This is a genomic window from Caenimonas sp. SL110, assembly GCF_001044395.1.
GTDB lineage: Bacteria > Pseudomonadota > Gammaproteobacteria > Burkholderiales > Burkholderiaceae_C > Ramlibacter.
The window spans coordinates 1-17,642 of sequence record NZ_JANU01000035.1; the positions used below are offsets into that span (position 1 = coordinate 1).

Annotated in this window: 20 protein-coding genes; 9 read left to right on the top strand and 11 right to left on the bottom strand. The window is 60.3% G+C overall.

Features of this window, described 5'->3' with window-relative positions:
• Nucleotides 1-74 precede the first annotated feature (74 nt).
• The 9 genes from AQ12_RS16535 to AQ12_RS16575 form a co-directional block, all read right to left on the bottom strand.
• Nucleotides 75-455: a hypothetical protein gene (locus tag AQ12_RS16535; protein WP_048441056.1), complete on the bottom strand. Its 381-nt coding sequence runs from the start codon at nt 453-455 to the stop codon at nt 75-77.
• A gap of 133 nt (nt 456-588) precedes the next feature.
• Nucleotides 589-771 carry a hypothetical protein gene (locus AQ12_RS16540; RefSeq protein ID WP_048441057.1) on the bottom strand — a complete coding sequence of 61 codons (183 nt, stop codon included), beginning with the start codon at nt 769-771 and terminating at the stop codon, nt 589-591.
• A gap of 18 nt (nt 772-789) precedes the next feature.
• Nucleotides 790-1,224, bottom strand: coding sequence for a HEPN family nuclease (locus AQ12_RS16545; RefSeq protein ID WP_048441058.1), 435 nt, complete (start codon nt 1,222-1,224; stop codon nt 790-792).
• Between the two features lie 122 nt (nt 1,225-1,346).
• A complete protein-coding gene (locus tag AQ12_RS16550) occupies nt 1,347-2,039 on the bottom strand; it encodes a hypothetical protein (protein ID WP_048441059.1) in 693 nt (230 codons plus the stop codon).
• Between the two features lie 84 nt (nt 2,040-2,123).
• A complete protein-coding gene (locus AQ12_RS16555) occupies nt 2,124-2,831 on the bottom strand; it encodes a hypothetical protein (RefSeq protein WP_048441060.1) in 708 nt (235 codons plus the stop codon).
• Between the two features lie 46 nt (nt 2,832-2,877).
• Complete coding sequence (locus tag AQ12_RS16560) at nt 2,878-3,630, bottom strand: hypothetical protein (RefSeq protein ID WP_048441061.1); 753 nt, start codon at nt 3,628-3,630, stop codon at nt 2,878-2,880.
• Nucleotides 3,631-3,750: 120 nt separating this feature from the next.
• On the bottom strand, nt 3,751-4,134 hold the full coding sequence (locus AQ12_RS16565; RefSeq protein ID WP_048441062.1) for a hypothetical protein: 384 nt from the start codon (nt 4,132-4,134) through the stop codon (nt 3,751-3,753).
• A 120-nt stretch (nt 4,135-4,254) separates the two neighbouring features.
• Nucleotides 4,255-5,322: a RelA/SpoT domain-containing protein gene (locus AQ12_RS16570; protein ID WP_048441063.1), complete on the bottom strand. Its 1,068-nt coding sequence runs from the start codon at nt 5,320-5,322 to the stop codon at nt 4,255-4,257.
• Between the two features lie 116 nt (nt 5,323-5,438).
• Nucleotides 5,439-5,717: a hypothetical protein gene (locus tag AQ12_RS16575; protein ID WP_053076772.1), complete on the bottom strand. Its 279-nt coding sequence runs from the start codon at nt 5,715-5,717 to the stop codon at nt 5,439-5,441.
• Nucleotides 5,718-6,041: 324 nt separating this feature from the next.
• On the opposite strand from AQ12_RS16575, the gene AQ12_RS22525 reads away from it, so the two are divergent.
• Nucleotides 6,042-6,257 carry a phage integrase N-terminal SAM-like domain-containing protein gene (locus AQ12_RS22525; RefSeq protein ID WP_255352483.1) on the top strand — a complete coding sequence of 72 codons (216 nt, stop codon included), beginning with the start codon at nt 6,042-6,044 and terminating at the stop codon, nt 6,255-6,257.
• 35 nt (nt 6,258-6,292) lie between these two features.
• Here AQ12_RS22525 and AQ12_RS16580 read toward each other — a convergent pair whose 3' ends face one another.
• The gene (locus tag AQ12_RS16580; protein ID WP_048441064.1) at nt 6,293-8,215 is read right to left on the bottom strand and encodes an ABC transporter ATP-binding protein/permease; all 1,923 of its coding nucleotides are present in this window, start codon (nt 8,213-8,215) and stop codon (nt 6,293-6,295) included.
• Between the two features lie 37 nt (nt 8,216-8,252).
• On the opposite strand from AQ12_RS16580, the gene AQ12_RS16585 reads away from it, so the two are divergent.
• Complete coding sequence (locus AQ12_RS16585) at nt 8,253-8,678, top strand: acyl-CoA thioesterase (protein WP_048441065.1); 426 nt, start codon at nt 8,253-8,255, stop codon at nt 8,676-8,678.
• Here the strand turns inward: AQ12_RS16585 and AQ12_RS16590 are convergent.
• Nucleotides 8,675-9,481 (bottom strand): crotonase/enoyl-CoA hydratase family protein, encoded by an 807-nt coding sequence (locus tag AQ12_RS16590; RefSeq protein WP_048441066.1) that lies wholly within the window; start codon nt 9,479-9,481, stop codon nt 8,675-8,677. The genes AQ12_RS16585 and AQ12_RS16590 overlap by 4 nt on opposite strands.
• 97 nt (nt 9,482-9,578) lie before the next feature.
• Here AQ12_RS16590 and AQ12_RS16595 point away from each other — a divergent pair, with 97 nt between their 5' ends.
• The 7 genes from AQ12_RS16595 to AQ12_RS16625 all read left to right on the top strand — a co-directional run.
• Nucleotides 9,579-10,454, top strand: coding sequence for a branched-chain amino acid ABC transporter permease (locus AQ12_RS16595; protein ID WP_048441067.1), 876 nt, complete (start codon nt 9,579-9,581; stop codon nt 10,452-10,454).
• 1 nt (nt 10,455) lies between these two features.
• Entirely contained in the window at nt 10,456-11,532 is a 1,077-nt protein-coding gene (locus tag AQ12_RS16600) for a branched-chain amino acid ABC transporter permease (protein ID WP_048441068.1), read from the top strand.
• A complete protein-coding gene (locus tag AQ12_RS16605; protein ID WP_048441069.1) occupies nt 11,529-12,350 on the top strand; it encodes an ABC transporter ATP-binding protein in 822 nt (273 codons plus the stop codon). The genes AQ12_RS16600 and AQ12_RS16605 overlap by 4 nt, the downstream gene beginning before the upstream one ends.
• Entirely contained in the window at nt 12,350-13,147 is a 798-nt protein-coding gene (locus tag AQ12_RS16610) for an ABC transporter ATP-binding protein (protein WP_048441070.1), read from the top strand. Before AQ12_RS16605 ends, AQ12_RS16610 begins: the two co-directional genes overlap by 1 nt.
• Before the next feature lie 128 nt (nt 13,148-13,275).
• Nucleotides 13,276-15,132, top strand: coding sequence for a long-chain fatty acid--CoA ligase (locus tag AQ12_RS16615; protein ID WP_048441071.1), 1,857 nt, complete (start codon nt 13,276-13,278; stop codon nt 15,130-15,132).
• A gap of 119 nt (nt 15,133-15,251) precedes the next feature.
• Nucleotides 15,252-16,421 (top strand): ABC transporter substrate-binding protein, encoded by a 1,170-nt coding sequence (locus tag AQ12_RS16620; RefSeq protein WP_048441072.1) that lies wholly within the window; start codon nt 15,252-15,254, stop codon nt 16,419-16,421.
• Between the two features lie 98 nt (nt 16,422-16,519).
• Nucleotides 16,520-17,642 (top strand): AI-2E family transporter (locus AQ12_RS16625; RefSeq protein WP_082151648.1); only part of this gene is annotated, 1,123 nt, incomplete at its 3' end.

Here is a 17,642-nt window from a genome sequence, read left to right on the forward strand (position 1 = left end):
CGGCTTGCCGACGCGAGTCGGCTCAAGCCACTGGTTAGGCATTGAGAACATATGGCGATAGATCGCGCCGCCACCTACTTTGCATTGCCCTTCCAGCTCTTGAATTCGCACAATGAGGTTACCTCAGGCTTCTGACTCAAAGTAGCACTGAAGCACTTCATCGCATCATCCTCGTACACCAACGGATCGATTGGTGCCTGCCGAACTTGGCAGTTGTTCTTAGACTGGAGCTCCACATTTGTCGCAATGACTTGCAACCTGCTGCTCACCATCGTGTAGCGAGCCGCTTGCTGCATTGCCCCCTTATCAGAGATCTCGCCCTCAACAAGAGTAAGCGCGATCTTCTTGATGTTGTGGTCAATTGTCCGGTCCAGGCTTGCGCAGACCGCTGGGTCCGGTGCCTTGGCACAGGAAGAGAGAAGCGTAGCGAGCAAAACTATTGCAAATAGACGCATGGACGTGTGGCCTGTGGCCAATTTGGTTGAAATGCATTAAGCAAAGTTAACCGGCGACTTGCGTCAGGAGTGCGCGCAGCGCACGGACGCCGCAGGGCGTCGGTGTTGAACGACATGTTGTACCGCATGCGCTTCACTCGCGCGGGCGTTGCATGCGGGCTACCAACCACCACGCGAGGCCACCGATAAACAAACCCGCCATATTGCCGATGCCAGTCCGGTACTGCTGCCCCTGGGATTCCTGTCCGACAGCAACCAGCACAATTCCTACCAGCCAGCCAACCAAGAAGGCAACAAACTTGATGAAGGTTTTCATGGCTTCTCCTGTCGTGAGCTACTGGGTTTTCAGGTGAGCAGACAACTTCTTGACGAACTCGCGGAGTTCGCTGAGGGAGATAACGGCATTCAGCCCTCTGTCGTTCCGAAACTCGAAGGCGTTGACCTCTCCCTCTTTCGGCACGGGCTGTATGCGGAAGTGCGCGACCGAGTGACGTAGGTTGGCCACCAACCCACGCAACGTCTTTGGATCTGGATCTTTTGTACCCCGCGACCTGCCCGGATCTCGAATTGAAGCCGGTTCGATGCCCCACTTTTTCAACTCGCTCAGCGGCGTATCCGGAATCGCATTCAGCACCGTTTCCTTTGGAACTACGAGCAAACCTAGCAAGCAGTTGATCAAGAGCGTTGCGTCATACGTGCCGCTGTACTCCTCGATGACCGCCAAGGTGTGCTCGCTGAATGAGCGCTCGAAGTTTGACAGATAGCTCACAGCGTCTCCTTATGCGGTACAAGATGAAAATGACCGGCCCACAACACCAGCGGCGAAGCCGCAGGACTGCGGTTGTGGGTCCGTGTCGATTGGCATGTTGGACAGTGGCGCACGCGCTTGACTCACTTCTTTTCCTTCTTGCGACGAAGCTCATGGAAGTCTTCCAATAGCTCACCCAGACCTCGGGGGCCAAACATCGCCATCTTCTGGATTTCGTCTTCAGTGAATCCTTCGTCATCCTTTAGGGGGTCTTCGTGGCCGGCGGGCCATCGCACGAACCGATAGAGGACGGCCAACGACTTCAACGATAGCGGCTCTCGCACGTCGTCAGACCATGCATAGAGGTGGTCCGGCTTCTCGGCGTAATAGCTGCTCGGGAACCCCTCGTTGCCTGGGAGGATTAAGTCATGCAACTTACCTCTCCAGTACTCGAGCTTCTCCTTCCAGATCTGTACGTGGCTTCGATCCGTGATTCGTCTAGCGATCTGTTCAGATTTCCTCAGAAGGCGAGCGGACGTGAGCCAATTGATGCGGCTGTTCTTGGGTCGTCCCGCGTCATCCCTGTCGTTCAAAACCTCGTAGGCCTTCTCAATGAGATCGGTCGCACTCTCCAAGTAGTCCTTCGATGCCTCCCGCCTTCGATTCAGGAGCAGCGATACCAATGCCAGGAAGACCCCCGCTGCCACGAAAAAGGGGGCCACCTCCGCTGGACTGCCGGTAGCTGTGTCGGAAGCGAGGCGTACTGCGATCCAAATAGTTACGAGGAGCAGGTCGACGGCGAGGAGACCCATGAGCGCGGCGAGAAGAAACTGCATGGCTCTGCTGTCTAACGTAAAAGTGACCGGCGGTTCATAGGCACGCGACAGCGTGCCGCGTGAACGTCCGCGTCGACTGCCAAGTTAGATCTCAAACGCGCGCGTGTGGTCACGAGGGTCAATCAAAATGATCTTGTCCCAGCTATGCTGAATAGAAACTTGCTCTCGGAACATCTCCTGGTCGAAGTCGTCCAGCGCGTAACCAATGTGATCGACTAGAGCCAGCCACCAGGTCGAGTAATTCGGCCGCACCTTCGCGATTTTTCTCGCCTTCTCGCTGGCACAGTAACGAATGTTCGTTTCCATTTCGGCGAGAACCCATCCCCCCGACTCTTCATCCGAGCACCCCGCCATCACGAACATCGACGCATGGGGATTGGAAGTACGGCAGAAAACCTCAAGCTCGAATCCCTGCCCTGTCGCGACAACGGTGCGACCTTTGGTGGGTGAGGCCATGAAACTTGTGAGTCCCGCGCGCAACTTGGGTTCCAGGCTCTTCCATGGCTCGACGGGCCGCCCGTACCTGAAGTGAACAAACCAGCTTTCGCCGCTGATTGGTGGTCCCATGCTCGTGAAGAGCGCCTTCACCTTCCGCCACAGCGGAATGGCGACCTGCTCCAGCCCTTGCGCACCCGCAGCGTCAAAATAGTTCTGATTGAGGCGCCGCACTTCAACCGCTGTTGAACTGTCAAGAAGGAGGTCCGGCGGGATGTTCCCGTCAGGCTCGTACACGATGCTCTTGAAGCCGCGGTGAACAAAGTAGTCGTGGGCAATTTTTTCAGAGGCGTCCATGTGTCCCTTTGAGATTTAGCGTTTGACATGAGGAAGGGTTAGAACGCTACTCTCGAACCTCAGGCGCCTTCAGAACCTCGCCCCCTTCAAACGCAATCGACTCGGGCTCGAACGTTGCCTTCATGGACGAGAACTCTCGGCCGGCAATCTTCTCGATCTCTCCGTTTCTAAACTCATTCAGCTTCCAGCCGCGACCAGTAGTTGTTTTCAACGTTTTGCCTGCACCGACTGGCTCATCGAAGTCGACCGGGAGCCAGCCCACAAGATCTCCGGTGGCGTCTTTAAATACAGCGCGGCCTTTGAGCTGGAGAAAAGCCTTCTCAGATTTGTTCTCGATTGCATACGAAATGCTGAGCATTTCGCTGTAGCGGCCAGCATCGTAGTTTTTCGGGAGAACACGTGTTCCGATGATCGCGACGACCACGCTCGACGAAATTCGCTCCATGATTGCTTTTCGTTCTGCCAGAACCTTAGCTTTCAGTGCTTCGGCTTCCGCCTCACGCTTCTTGGCCTCTGCCTCTGCGGCCTGTACTCTCTCTTTCCACGCTCGCGCGTCGGCTAGTACTTCGCCAACCGTTCGGCCTGTTGGTGACTTGGTTTCAGCCCCGAATGCCTTGCCAATTTGCGTGACCCCGAGGTATGCGACAAGTAGCGTTCGATCTTCCTCAGGCAGTTTCTTGAATTGATCCCCTTGCTCGCTGATCTGTCTGAGCGGCTCAGGGCCGAAGACGATGTCTTGTGGCTTGCTGCAGGCCAAGGTTAGCGTAGCAGTAAGAATTACGGCGAGAGCATTTCGCATTTTTTCCCTCTATGGAAGTTCACAGTTGATGGGTAAGCGTTCTAAAGTCGGAGCTGACCGGAACCCGCCATTCGCCGCGAGGCCGCCCCATGCAAGTGTGTTTCCGTCTCGAGCGACATGTTATGCAGCAGTTCCCCCTGGACCTTTGAACTTTGTCTCGAGTTCGCTAGCCAAGACCCACCCCGTCGCTTCGAGCATGACAACGGCGATGCTAGGCGCTATGACTTGTCCGAGACCAGGAATCAATTTAGAAAGTTCTCTCGCGAGCGTCTTTATCGGCTGCTTTAGCGCCGTGTTTTTCAGAGCCGCGATTGCTAGCGATTTCGCCGTCTCTTGTGTGATGCTGCCACCAAAAACGGCGCATAGCGCCATTGTCATGGTCGTCATAGTCACAACATCAACGGCTATGCCAAGTCCTGGAATTGGAATGACATTCCCCGCTGCAGCCGCCGCAGCATGGCTGTGAATGATCGCGTGGCACTTCGTCTTTTGATCTTCCGTCACAAGCTACTCCTCTAGAAAAACCAATTGTTCACTCGGCTGCATAACGTTCGAGTCGACCGGCGCCCATTAGGCGAGCGAAGCCGACCGATCGGACGTCCGCGTCGAACGACCTGTTAGACCTCATCTCGGCCTCTTACGGAGAATCTTTTTTGGGGCGTGTTTCTTAACACGTGGCTGCGTCAACCTTGTGCAGCCATCCTCAATGAGCTTGATGAAGTCCCGCGCGTCCGAGAAGTAGTTTCGAAATGCGATCCGAACTTCGTCGCTCGTGTCCGCCCGCACGAGAACGATGTCGCGATCGGGCATTTCCTTTTCCAATTCGAACAGTGCGCGGAGGGCATCGGGTGCCTCCCGGTACATCTTTACTTCAAGTTCGCCGTTGGCCGACATAATGAGAATCGCGTTCCTCTTGGCCGATACTGCTTTGTCAGTGGCGTTTAACCCCCGAAGCATTCGCAGCAAGTGGAGCTCGCGGTCAAGCGCTAAGAAACCCCTCACCAAATCTCGATCTGAAAGATAGGGATAGGCTCCCTTCGCAGATTCGTGAGCTCTGGCAAGTATCTCGCTTGCCAGAGCCATCGCACGTTCATAGCGTTTGTCGCCTTGTTGAAACTTTGGCTGGCTCTCCGTCACGAAGCCAATTACTTCTACCGCCGTAGCCCACGCGTGCTGCACCAGCGTCCGGTACTGGATTTCGACATACAGGCCCGTCAAGCTCTTGCCGACGTCGGAGTTCACGTCGTATTCGTACACGTCGTGTACGCCGCGATACCCCGTGTCCTTGGGTTGTTTTATGTAGTCGTACTTATCGAGGTCGTTCCGTCTCTGGTGCTTGAAGCGAGCTTCGTGGAACTCCGTTCGAAATGCGTAAAGGTCTTCTACTCCTCGAAAGATCAATCTACAGCCCGCAACGTCATCCATGCGTGCTAGTTGCATTTGCGAAAACCGACGAAGCTTGTCAAAGATGGTCCGCTTCCGTTTGTGCCGCTGAGCGACTGCGATGCTGGTATCTCTCGTTCTATTCCGCAGGATCGCTTGAAAGGTGTTCAGCACTCCGCGATGCGCGGCTCTCCACTCGTCGATTACCCGAAGATCCTCGTCAATTGCCAAACCATCCCGAACTGCGGCGCCCGCGCGAGTTACGCGCTTCTTCGAGCCACCAGGAAAGTTAGATATGGATTGGGCCATGAACGTGAGGTCTAGCGTCGGAGCTGATCGGCGCGCAGCAGCATTGCGCCCCAAGGTGTAGCTCACCAGTATGCTTTGCAGCGCAAGGCCGCGGCGTGTCCGCGTCGAACGACCTGTTAGAAGGCAAAGCGTTCCTCACTTGAACCGCCACGGACCAGACAGAGGGACGCGCTCAACCTCGCCTTCTCGCGCATGATGGCAACAACCCAGTATTGCTGGCTCGAGGACGTAGCCTTTTCGTGCTCGCCCCAGTCGAAGCCGCAAGCACGAAAGATCGGGGACAGGCGCAAGCTCTCTCTTCCAGGCTGGCAAAGGTCCGACGCCTGCTCGTACTGGTAGACCAGCGCTTTGGCCTCGGCCCGAATACAGTTACCTCTCTCCTCAAACTTCCTCATGCCGTCTCCTCCAAGAATCAGCGCTCTTATTCTTGCCGTCTAACGTAATGCCTGGATCAACCGCTGCTCGATAAAAGCGGCGCAAGGCGAAGCCTCGAGGCGCGCACCTGCGCTAAGTCCTTGCCTCTCCAGCATTAACTTCCTCCCGCGCCAAAGTTCTGACCACCTCTGCGCAATGTATATCAAGCAAGCTTACAAACGCGGTCTATCACTGCTCGCTTTTCTGTGACTTTTGCTGGATAAAACTTCCTTCGACGACGCGGCCCTCGCAACTTCGCGTCACGCCCGCAGAAGGCAGCACCACGTTTCCCATCCACCCGCCTGCTGGACCGAGTCCGCGAGCGGGACTGGTATCTGCACTACAGCCTCAAGACCGAGAACGCCTGTACCTACTGGGTGCGGTTCTTAATCCGCTGGCACAACCTCAAGCATCCACGCGACATGGGCTCGGCCGATTTGGTGGCGTTCCTGGGCATGTTGGCCACCCAACGCAAGGTCGCGACGTACACGCGCAACCAGACTGGCGTCACCTTTCGGTAGCGAAGTGCTAATGCGTCGCTGCGCTCTGCCCCCACTCACTCCTCTTTCCCCTGCTGCTGCAACGCCCACATTTCCGCATACCGCCCCTGCTTCGCCAGCAGTTGCGCATGCGTGCCCCGCTCGATGATGCGGCCGGCGTCCATCACGAGAATCTCATGCGCATCGACCACCGTCGATAGCCGGTGGGCGATCACCAGCGTCGTCTTGTTCTGCGCTGCGGTCTTGATCTCTGCCTGTATCGCGCGCTCATTCGCGGAGTCAAGCGCGCTGGTCGCTTCGTCGAAGATCAGGATAGGCGGGTTCTTGAGCAGCGTGCGTGCAATCGCCACGCGTTGCTTCTCGCCGCCCGACAGCTTCAGCCCGCGTTCGCCCACCATCGTCTGGTAGCCCTTGGGCGTGGATTCGATGAAGCCATGGATGCGCGCGGCCTTGGCCGCTTCTTCAACCTCGGCGCGCGACGCGCCGGGGCGGCCATAGGCGATGTTGTATTCAACCGTGTCGTTGAAGAGCACCGTGTCTTGCGGGACGATGCCGATCGCCTGCCGCACGCTGGACTGCGTCACTTCACGGATGTCCTGTCCGCCGATGGTGATGCGGCCGCCGTCCACGCTGGTGTTGCCGGGGATGCCTACGTCGTAGAAGCGGTAGAGCAGCCTGGCGAGTGTGGACTTGCCAGAGCCAGAGGGGCCGACGACGGCCACTGTTTTGCCGGCGGGGATTTCAAAGCTCACGTCGTGCAGGATGACGCGGGCGGGGTCGTAGGCGAAGGTGACGTGGTTGAAGCGGACGGTGGGGTCTTGGGGTGAAGAGGGAGAGCCCTCACCCCGGCCCTCTCCCGCTTGCGGGAGAGGGAGGAAGTCCGCGGCGGGGGACAGAGCAAGGGGCACGGCACCGGGGCGGTCGGCTACTTCGCGTTCGCGCTCCATCAGCACGAACATCTTGTCCAGGTCCGTCAGGCTCTGCTTGATCTCTCGATACAGCACACCCAGAAAATTCAAGGGGATGTACAGCTGGATCATGAAGGCGTTGATCATCACCAAATCGCCCAGCGTCATGGTGCCAGCCACCACGCCCTCAGTCGCGCGCCACAGCATGCCGACCAGACCCACCGCGATGATGACCTGCTGCCCGGTGTTGAGCAGCGACAGCGTCGTCTGGCTCTTCAATCGCGCGCGGCGCAGGCTTTCCAGGCTGGTGTCGTAGCGGCGCGCCTCAAATTCTTCGTTGTTGAAATACTTGACCGTCTCGTAGTTCAGCAGCGAATCGATGGCCTTGGTGTGCGCAGCCGAATCAAATTCATTGGCCTGTTTGCGAAACTGCGTTCGCCATTCGGTCACGGTCACCGTGAACACGATGTAGACGGCCAGCGCTCCGAGGGTGATCCACGCAAACCACGCATCGAACTTCACCGCCAGGATGGTGAGCACCAAAGACACTTCGATCAGCGTCGGCACGATGCTGTAGAGCGAATACGAGATCAGCGATTCGATGCCGCGCACGCCGCGTTCGATGTCGCGGGTCATGCCGCCGGTCTGACGCTCCAGATGGAACCGCAAGCTCAACGCATGCAGATGTTGAAAGGTCTCCAGCGCGATGCTGCGCGACGCGCCCTGCGTCGCCTTGGCAAAGACCAGTTCGCGCAACTCGGTGAAGAACGATGTCGACAGCCGCAGCAAGCCATAGGCCACGAGCAAGCCCATCGGCACGACCAGCACCGCCGTCGGGTCGCCCGGCTTGAACGACATGGCGTCCACCAGGTTTTTCAGCAGCAGCGGCACGCTCACGTTGGCGACCTTTGCGCCGATCATGAACACCAGCGCGGCCATCACGCGCCACTTGTACTGCCACAGGTAGGGAAACAGGCGCTTGAGGGTCGCCCAGTCAGAGCGGTCGGATTTGCGCAGCGCCAGGTCGGCGGCCACGGCGGCGGGGGAGGCAATTTCGCCAGAGCGGCGCATGAGGGACAATCTTGGAGTTCTTTCGGAGATTGTGCCCATGTCGGCGAATTCAAGCGCGTTCCAGTCCACACTGCCCTCGGACAAGGAGCTGGTGCTCAAGGTCATTCCCATGCCCGCAGATTGCAACGCCAATGGCGACATCTTCGGCGGCTGGGTCATGGCCCAGGTCGACCTGGCCGGGGCCGTGGTCCCGGCCCGCTATGTCGCAGGCCGCATGGCGACGGTGGCCGTCAACCAGTTCATCTTCAAGCAGCCGGTGCGCGTCGGCGACATCCTGTCGTTCTTCGCGCATGTCACGCGAATCGGACGAACCTCGATCACCGTCCAGGTCGAGGTCTATGCCGAGCGTTTCGGCAGCCAGCGGCAGTACGTGAAAGTAACCGAGGCGTCGCTGACCTATGTGGCGATTGACGATACCGGCAGGCCCCGGCCCATTCCCACGAACGACGGCATTTCCATCTAGAACTTTCCGTGTCGTCCCTCGCCGCCTGCAAAGCGGCCCGCGCCGGCAATGCCATCGGCGATGCGCTGCTTGCTGCGCTGCCATTCCATCAGCAGGGCATCCTTTAGCGGCAAGTCCCACTGCGCATAGGCGTTCATCCGGTCGGCCAGCATCGTGGCCTGCGGAAATTTTGCGATTTGCGCTGCGAGTTCCATCGCTGCTTCCAGCGCCTTGCCCCTGGCGACGACGCGGTTGCACAGACCCATCTGTAGCGCCTCGGCCGCCTCCACTTTTCTTCCGGTAAGGATCAGGTCGATGGCATGCCCCATGCCGACCAGGCGCGGCAGCCGCACCGTGCCGCCGTCGATCAGCGGCACGCCGAAGCGGCGGCAGTACACGCCGAAGTAGGCGTCTTCTTCCATCACGCGCATGTCGCACCACAGGGCCAGCTCCATGCCGCCTGCAACCGCAGCGCCGGAGACAGCCGCGATCACAGGCTTGGACAGCAGCAGGCGCGACGGTCCCATCGGCCCGACGGGCTGCGACTGCAACGGATCGAATTCCAGTTCGGCGATGACCTCTTGCGGCTTCTCGGCCAGCCGCGCGCCGGCCTGCAAATCCCAGCCCGCGCAGAAGTGCCCGTTCGCGCCGTGGAACACCGCAACCCGCGCGTCCTCATCCGCATCGAAGTCGATGAAGGCCTGATGCAGCGCAAGCGCGGTTGGCGCATCGACGGCATTGCGCACATCGGGGCGCGCCAGTGTCACCAGTGTGACCGGGCCCTGCCTGGTCACTTGAACCGCGTCTGCGTCTGTGTCTCTCATCGCGCGATTACACCACCCCATTGGGTGAGAACCCTGTATCGGAGGCCCGCGCTTAAAGCTATAACCAGCCGGCACACGAGACAAGATTGGAGCGCAGGTGCAATTCATTCAACTGGTAATCAGCGGAGTCGCACAGGGGTGCATCTACGGCCTGATTGCGCTGGGCTTCGTGCTCATTTACAAGGCCACCGAGACGGTGAGCTTCGCCCAGGGCGAGCTGATGATGCTCGGCTCGTTCGCGGGCCTGGCGCTCATGACGATGCTGGGTTTTCCGTTCTGGCTGGCCGTGATCAGCGCCATCGCGGCGATGGCGGTGTTTGGCGTGCTGCTGGAGCGAATCGTCATCCGCCCCATCCTGGGCCAGCCCGCGTTCTCCATCGTGATGCTGACGATCGGCATCGGCTACGTGGCGCGCGGACTCATCACCATGATCCCCGGCATCGGCACCGAAACCCATACGCTGCCCGTGCCCTACAAGGACCAGATCTGGAATGTCGGCGCACTCGTGCTCAACGCAGAGCAGATGGTCGTGATTGGCGCGACCGCAGCCCTGTGCGTCGTGCTCTTCACCATCTTCAAGTACAGCAAGATGGGCATCGCGATGCAGGCCTCGTCGCAAAACCAGCTCGCCGCCTACTACATGGGCATCCCGGTCAAGAAGCTCAACGGGCTGGTGTGGGGCCTGGCCGCAGCGGTTGCGGCAGTGGCCGGACTGCTGCTCGCGCCGATTACCTTCGTGCACGCCAACATGGGCTTCATCGGCCTCAAGGCATTCCCGGCAGCTGTGGTCGGCGGATTCGGCAGCCTGCCTGGCGCCATCGTCGGCGGGCTGATCATCGGCATCGTCGAATCGCTCTCGGGCTTCTACCTGCCGCAGGGCTTCAAGGACATCGCCGCGTACATCGTGGTGCTGGTCATGCTCATGGTGAAACCGAACGGCTTGTTCGGCGAGAAACTCCGCAAGAAAGTCTGACGTGAGATTCATCTTCAAGACCGACTACGGCCAGGACATCAACCTGGCCAAGCACGGCGGCCATGTGTTCTGGTACAGCGCGCTGGTGCTGCTGTTGCTCGCCGCGCCATGGCTCTTTGCCGAGTACTGGCTCGCCCAACTCACCTTCGTGTTGATCTATTCGGTGGTGGGCCTGGGCCTGATGCTGCTGGCGGGGTTTACCGGGCTCTTTTCCATCGGGCACGCTGCATTCCTGGGCGTGGGCGCGTACACGCAGGCGGTGTTCGTGAACATGGGCGTGCCGTTTCCGATCGCGCTGGTGCTGGCCGGCTTGCTCTCGGCTGCGGTGGGCATCATCGTGGGACTGCCCGCGCTGCGCGTGAAGGGCATCTACCTGGGTATCGCAACGCTCTCGTTCGGCTTCATCGTCGAGGAAGTGCTCGCACGATGGGAATCGGTGACGGGCGGCAATTCGGGTATTCACGTCAAGCACCCCGATCTCTTTGGCTACAAGGTCGATTCAGCGATTGGCTTTTACTTCCTGTGCCTCTTCGTGGTGATCGTTGCGACGCTGGGCATCCTCAACCTGCTCCGCTCGCCGACGGGCCGGGCCTTCGTTGCGATACGTGATTCGGAGATCTCTGCGCAGAGCATGGGCATTCACCTGGCCCGCTACAAGACGCTGTCGTTCGCGCTCTCGGCAGCGCTGGCAGGCATCGGCGGCGCGCTGTATGCGCACAAGCTCACGTTTATCTCGCCCGACCAGTTCAACATCCTGCAGTCGATCGACCTGCTGCTGATGGTGGTGATCGGCGGCCTTGGGTCGGTGCACGGCGCATTCCTTGGCGCGATCTTTTTGATCTCGATGCCGCAGGTGATCTCGCTGACCAAGGACTACCTGCCCGCCGTCATCGGCCAGGCACCGGGACTGCAAGGGCTGGTGTACGGACTCGTGCTCATCATGTTCGTGCTGTTCGAGCCGATGGGCATCTATGGCCGATGGCTCAAGGTGCGAACCTACCTGCAGATCTTCCCGTTCTATCGCAAGGGCCTGTTCAAGCGGCAGAAGTCCTTCCTGAAGTCGGATCGCCTCAAATGACCACTTCGACAAGCTCAGGACAATCGGCGCTGTTGTCCGCCAAAAACCTCAGCGTGCGCTTCGGCGGCGTGCTGGCGGTGAACAACGTGAGCTTCGACGTGAAGCGCGGCGAAGTCTTCACACTGATCGGCCCCAATGGCGCGGGCAAGACCACCGTGTTCAACCTGATCAGCCGCATCTACACGCCCACCACCGGCACCATCGAATACGAAGGCGCCCTGCTCACCGAGCAGCCCCCGCACAAGATTGCATCGCTGGGGATTGCACGCACCTTCCAGAACATCGAGCTGTTCGAACACGCGACGGTGTTGCAGAACATGCTGATCGGGCGGCACACCCATCGCACGACAAGCCTGTGGAGCGACATCTTCTTCACTGCGAAGGCGCGGCGCGGCGAGATCGATGCGCGCGAGAAGACCGAACGCATCATCGACTTTCTCGATCTGCAGAAGCACCGCGATTCGATGGTGGCGGGCTTGCCTTACGGCGTGCGAAAAGTTGTTGAGCTGGCACGCGCCCTGTGCACCGAACCCAAGCTGCTGCTGCTCGATGAGCCGTCATCCGGCCTGAACGTGGAAGAGACCGAGGACATGGCGTTCTGGATACAGGACATCAAGAACGAACTGGGCATCACGGTGCTGATGGTCGAGCACGACATGTCGCTCGTCTCCAAGGTATCGGACCGCGTGCTCGCGATGAACATGGGCGAGGTGCTGGCGATGGGCACACCGCGCGAAGTGCAGACGCACCCCGGCGTGATCGAGGCCTATCTCGGCTCGGTAGACGATGTCTCTTCGCTGCGAAGGGAGGCCGCGTAATGTCCCAAAGTCCTCCGGCAGTGTCCGATACGCCCGTGCTCAAGCTGTCGAATGTCGAGTCGGCGTATGGTCCGATCCGAGCGATTCGCGGCGTGAGTTTGCAGGTGCGTCGCGGCGAGATTGCGACGGTGCTCGGCTCGAATGGCGCGGGCAAGACGACGATCTTGAAGACCATCTCCGGCATCATCGACCCGCGCAAGGGCACGATTGAATTCAAGGGCGAGAGCATCACCGCCAAGGACCCGGCGCACATCGTGCAGCAGGGCCTGTCGCATGTGCCTGAAGGCCGCGAAGTGTTTCCGCTGCTGTCGGTGCACGACAACCTGTTGATGGGTGCCTACACGCGCAAGGACAAGGACGGCATCGCGCGCGACATGGAAGCGGTCTACACCTACTTTCCAATTCTTCGCGAGCGGGCCGCGCAGGATGCAGGGCTGCTCTCGGGCGGCCAGCAGCAGATGCTGTCGATCTCGCGCGCGATCATGGCGTCGCCCGACCTGATCCTGCTCGATGAGCCCAGCCTGGGCCTGTCGCCCAAGCTCACGAAAGAGATTTTCGAGATCGTCGTTCGCATCAATCGCGAGCGCGGCACCACCATCTTGCTGGTCGAACAAAACGCCAACATGGCGCTCAATGCCAGCGACTACGGCTATGTGCTGGAGAACGGCCGCATCGTGATGGAAGACACCTGCGCGCGCCTGCGCGAAAAGGACGACATCAAGGAGTTCTACCTGGGCATGAAGGAAGCAGGCGTGCGCGGTGAGCGGCGCTGGAAGAAAAAGAAGAACTGGCGTTGATGGTTTTTCTGCTTCCCCCTTTGGGGGAAGGCCGGGATGGGGGCACGGCAACCTGTGCAAGCGCTGCAAGCCCCCACCCCAACCCTCCCCCGGAAGGGGAGGGAGCGATACCGAAAGGCAAACAAGTAATGAGCAACCTCTGGGACCTCTCCCACATCCAGCCCGAGACGAGCATCAAGCTGGAAGGCGACACCGTCAGCGCGATGTTCTGGAACGGCGTGCACAAGCGCGGCGCGCAGACATGGATGCGGCAAAAGAAGCTGGGCATCTGGCGCGCCTGGACCTGGACGCAGACCGGCGAAGCCGTACGCGAAATCGCAGGCGGCCTCATGGCGCTGGGCTTCCAGCGCGGGCACACCGCATCCATTCTGTCCAACACCGTCATCGAATGGGTGCTCACCGACCTGGCCGTGCTGTCGTGCGGCGGCGTCTCCAACGGCATCTATCCCACCGACGCGGCGTCGCAGGTGCAGTACCTGTGCGAGGACTCCGGCACCACCGTGCTCTTCGTGGAAGACGACGAGCAGCTCGACAAGGCGCTCGAAGTGCGCGAGCAGCTCGGCGCACTCACGAAGATCGTGGTGTTCGACATGGAGGGCCTGCGCGACCTGGATGACGCCGGCGTGATGAGCCTGGACGCACTGCGCGAGTTGGGCCGCGATTACAACGCCAAGCATCCCGACGAATTGATGCAGCGTGTGCAGGCCTGCCGCCCTGAAGACCTTGCCATGCTGGTGTACACCTCGGGCACGACGGGCAAACCCAAGGGCGCGATGCACAGCCACAAGGGCATCGTGTACACCGTGCGCGGCTACAACACGCTGATCGCCCAGGACGAGCGCGACGAGCGCATGTGCTTCCTGCCGCTGTGCCACATCGCCGAGCGCGTGGGCGGCGAATACTTCGCGCTGTACACCGGGGCCATCCTCAACTTCGTCGAAAACCCCGAGACGGTGCCCGAGAACGTGCGCGAGATTGCACCGACTGTTTTCACCGCCGTGCCGCGCGTGTGGGAGAAGTTCTATTCGGCGGTGATGATCGCGCTGAAAGAAGCCAGCCCGGTGCAGCAGGCCGCCTACGCATGGGGCATAGGCGTGGGCCGCGAGATTGCAGACAAGGTGATGGCGGGCCAACCGGTCGATGGCGCGTTGAAGTTCAAGTTCACCATCGCGCGGTGGCTCGCGCTGGACAACGTGCGCAAGCTGATCGGCATCCATCGCGCGCGCTTTCTCGTGACGGGCGCGGCGCCGATTTCGCCCGAGCTGGTGAAGTGGTATCTGGCGCTGGGCGTTCCCATGCTGGAGGTGTGGGGCATGACCGAATCCTGTGGCGCGTCCACCGGTGTGCCGGCGCTCAAGATGAAGCCCGGCTCCATCGGACCTGCCGCTTCATTCAATGAAGTGAAGCTCGATCCGCAAACCGGCGAGCTGATGGTGCGCGGCGACAACGTGTTCATAGGCTACCTGAACCAGCCCGAGAAAACAGCCGAGACCATCGACAAGGACGGCTGGTTGCACACCGGGGACGTGGGCGTTGTCGATGACGACGGTTACTTCCGCATCACCGACCGCATGAAGGACATCATCATCACCGCGGGCGGCAAGAACATCACGCCAAGCGAGCTGGAAAACGAGCTGAAGTTCTCGCCGTACATCACCGATGCGGTTGTGATCGGCGACAAGCGGCCGTACCTCACGGTGATCGTGATGATCGACCAGGAGAACGTCGAAAAGTATGCGCAGGACAACGACGTGCCGTTTTCCAACTACGCGAGCCTCACCCGCACCCCGCAAGTGCAGGAGCTGATCCAGGCCGAGCTGGAGCGGGTCAACGTGAAGTTCGCGCGGGTGGAACAGATCAAGAAGTTCTTCCTGCTCGACACGCAGCTGTCGGCGGAGGACGAAGAACTGACGCCAACGATGAAACTCAAACGCAAACTGGTGCAGCAGAAGTATTCACCGCAAATCGAGGCGATGTATTCGTGAGGACAGTGGCAGGGTTCAGCCCTAAGTGAATACGCCAGCTTGACACCTTGGGCCACGGGGCAAAAATGCAGCGGATCACCAGCAAGTTTCACGCGGTGAAGATTCAAAGGAGACACATCATGAAAATCAGGACCGCTGCCACGCTCGCCATCATGGCGCTGGGCGCATCCATGGCCACCGCCCAGAACTCCAACCAGGGCGTGAGCAAGACCGAGATCACGCTCGGTTCTATCCAGGACCTGTCCGGCCCGATCGCCGGATTCGGCAAGCAGGTGCGCCTGGGCATGATGCTGCGCGTGGACGAAATCAACGAACAGGGCGGCGTCAACGGCCGCAAGATCAAGCTGATCGTCGAAGACTCGGCCTATGACCCCAAGAAGGCGGTGCTCGCCGCGCAAAAGCTGGTGAACCAGGACAAGATCTTTGCGATGGTCGGCCACATCGGGACCGCGCAGAACATGGCCGCGATGCCGGTGCAGTTCGAAAAGAACGTCATCAACTTCTTCCCGGTCACGGCTGCGCGCGAAATGTACGAGCCCTTCCACCGCCTGAAGTATTCGTTCGCTGCGACCTACTATGACCAGATGCGCACGGCGGTGCCCAAGCTGGTGAAGGACAAGGGCGCCAAGAAGGTCTGCACCATGTACCAGGACGATGAGTTCGGCCTGGAAGTGATGCGCGGCGCCGAAGCGGGCCTGAAGGCTGCCGGAATGGACCTGGCCGAAAAGACCAGCTACAAGCGCGGCGCAACCGACTTCTCGTCGCAGATCGCCAGGCTCAAATCGTCCGGCTGCGACATGGTGGTGCTCGGCACCATCATTCGCGAAACCATCGGCGCTATCGCGGAAGCCAGGAAGACCGGCTACAACCCGACCTTCATCGGCTCCAGCGCCGCCTACACCGACCTGATCCACAAGCTGGGCGGCAAGGCGATGGACGGCTTCTATGCAGCGCACACGGCGCAGCACCCTTACCTGGACGAGACTTCGCAGCCCATCCGCTTCTGGGCCAACAAGTACAAGACCAAGTTCAACGAGGACCCGACGGTCTTCTCGGTCTATGGCTACCAGCTGATCGACTCCTTCCTGGCTGCCTCGCAAAAGGCCGGCCCCAATCTGAACACCGAGTCGTTCATCAAGGCGATGGACACGATGGTCATACCAGCGGACATGTTCGGCAGCCCCGAGTCGAAGTTCGGCCCGAAGAAGCGCCTGGGCAATGAGTTGTCCCGCCTGTCGCAGCTGCAGGATGCACGCTGGAAGGTCGTGTCGGACTACGTGAAGAACTGAAAGCCGATTGCGCCTGATTTCAAAGCCGCCTTCGGGCGGCTTTTTGCCGCCCGGAGGCGGCATCTGCGTTCAGGCCGGTGTTAACCTTGCCGGCGCCCATGAACGATACCGATCCACTCAATTCCCCGTCACTGCAGAGCAAGGCATTGCTCTGGCTCGTGCTGATCATCACGCTGCTGTTTCTGGCCATCCTGTGGCCGATGTCAGGTGCAGTGTCCTGGGCTGTCTTCATGGCGATCGTCTTCTCGGCGCTGCAAAGACGCTCGGTCGAAGTCTGCGGTGGGCGCGAGGGCTGGGCCGCGTTCGGCACGCTGGTCGTCATCATGGTGAGCGTGCTGCTGCCAATGGCGATGCTCAGCGTCTCCATCGCGCATGAGGCGACTGCCTTCTATGAGCGCTTCAAGTCCGGCGAGATCCAGGTCGCCACCTATTTCCAGGCGGTCATCGATGTGTTGCCGCAGTGGCTGCGCGGCGCGCTGGAGCGGTACGGCGTGGCGGACCTCGCTGCCGTGCAACGCAAGCTCGTCGATGCACTGGGCCGCAGCAGCGAGGTCATCACCTCGCGCGTATTCACCATCGGCCAGAACACGCTCGACTTCGTGGTGAGCTTTTTCGTGATGCTGTACGTGCTGTTCTTCCTGCTGCGCGACGGTCACCGCCTTGCCGCGACGGCTGCACGCGCCTTGCCGCTCAAGCCCGAACACACCGTGCGCTTGCTCGACCAGTTCGCGGTTGTCGTTCGCGCCACGGTCAAGGGAAACGTGGTCGTCGCACTCGTGCAGGGTGCCCTGGGCTGGCTGGCCTTCTGGGTGCTGGATATTCCGGGCGCGCTGCTGTGGGGCGCGCTCATGGCGCTGCTGTCGCTGCTGCCGGCAGTGGGGGCCGCATTGGTGTGGGGGCCGGTGGCGCTGTACCTGCTGGCGACCGGCGCTGTCGTCCCTGCTCTCGGGCTCATCGCCTGGGGCGTGCTGGTGATCGGTCTCATCGACAACGTGCTCCGTCCCATCCTGGTTGGCAAGGAAACACGCATGCCTGATTACCTGGTGCTGATTGCGACGCTGGGCGGGCTTTCGGTGTTCGGCCTGAACGGCTTCGTGATCGGCCCGGTGATCGCGGCGCTCTTCATTGCGGCGTGGGAGATCTTCACGGATGCGCGGCAGGCGGAGAAGCCGCGAGGCACGCCTGTTCGCGAGCGAGGCACGCCTGTTCGCGAGCGAGGCA

Coding starts and splice junctions, on each gene's coding strand:
- AQ12_RS16605 (WP_048441069.1), top strand. CDS start 11,529: ATGACCACTTCGACAAGCTCAGGACAATCGGCGCTGTTGTCCGCCAAA.
- AQ12_RS16570 (WP_048441063.1), bottom strand. CDS start 5,322: ATGGCCCAATCCATATCTAACTTTCCTGGTGGCTCGAAGAAGCGCGTA.
- AQ12_RS16555 (WP_048441060.1), bottom strand. CDS start 2,831: ATGGACGCCTCTGAAAAAATTGCCCACGACTACTTTGTTCACCGCGGC.
- AQ12_RS16585 (WP_048441065.1), top strand. CDS start 8,253: ATGTCGGCGAATTCAAGCGCGTTCCAGTCCACACTGCCCTCGGACAAG.
- AQ12_RS16590 (WP_048441066.1), bottom strand. CDS start 9,481: ATGAGAGACACAGACGCAGACGCGGTTCAAGTGACCAGGCAGGGCCCG.
- AQ12_RS16560 (WP_048441061.1), bottom strand. CDS start 3,630: ATGCGAAATGCTCTCGCCGTAATTCTTACTGCTACGCTAACCTTGGCC.
- AQ12_RS16550 (WP_048441059.1), bottom strand. CDS start 2,039: ATGCAGTTTCTTCTCGCCGCGCTCATGGGTCTCCTCGCCGTCGACCTG.
- AQ12_RS16615 (WP_048441071.1), top strand. CDS start 13,276: ATGAGCAACCTCTGGGACCTCTCCCACATCCAGCCCGAGACGAGCATC.
- AQ12_RS16540 (WP_048441057.1), bottom strand. CDS start 771: ATGAAAACCTTCATCAAGTTTGTTGCCTTCTTGGTTGGCTGGCTGGTA.
- AQ12_RS16610 (WP_048441070.1), top strand. CDS start 12,350: ATGTCCCAAAGTCCTCCGGCAGTGTCCGATACGCCCGTGCTCAAGCTG.
- AQ12_RS16575 (WP_053076772.1), bottom strand. CDS start 5,717: ATGAGGAAGTTTGAGGAGAGAGGTAACTGTATTCGGGCCGAGGCCAAA.
- AQ12_RS16580 (WP_048441064.1), bottom strand. CDS start 8,215: ATGCGCCGCTCTGGCGAAATTGCCTCCCCCGCCGCCGTGGCCGCCGAC.
- AQ12_RS16620 (WP_048441072.1), top strand. CDS start 15,252: ATGAAAATCAGGACCGCTGCCACGCTCGCCATCATGGCGCTGGGCGCA.
- AQ12_RS16535 (WP_048441056.1), bottom strand. CDS start 455: ATGCGTCTATTTGCAATAGTTTTGCTCGCTACGCTTCTCTCTTCCTGT.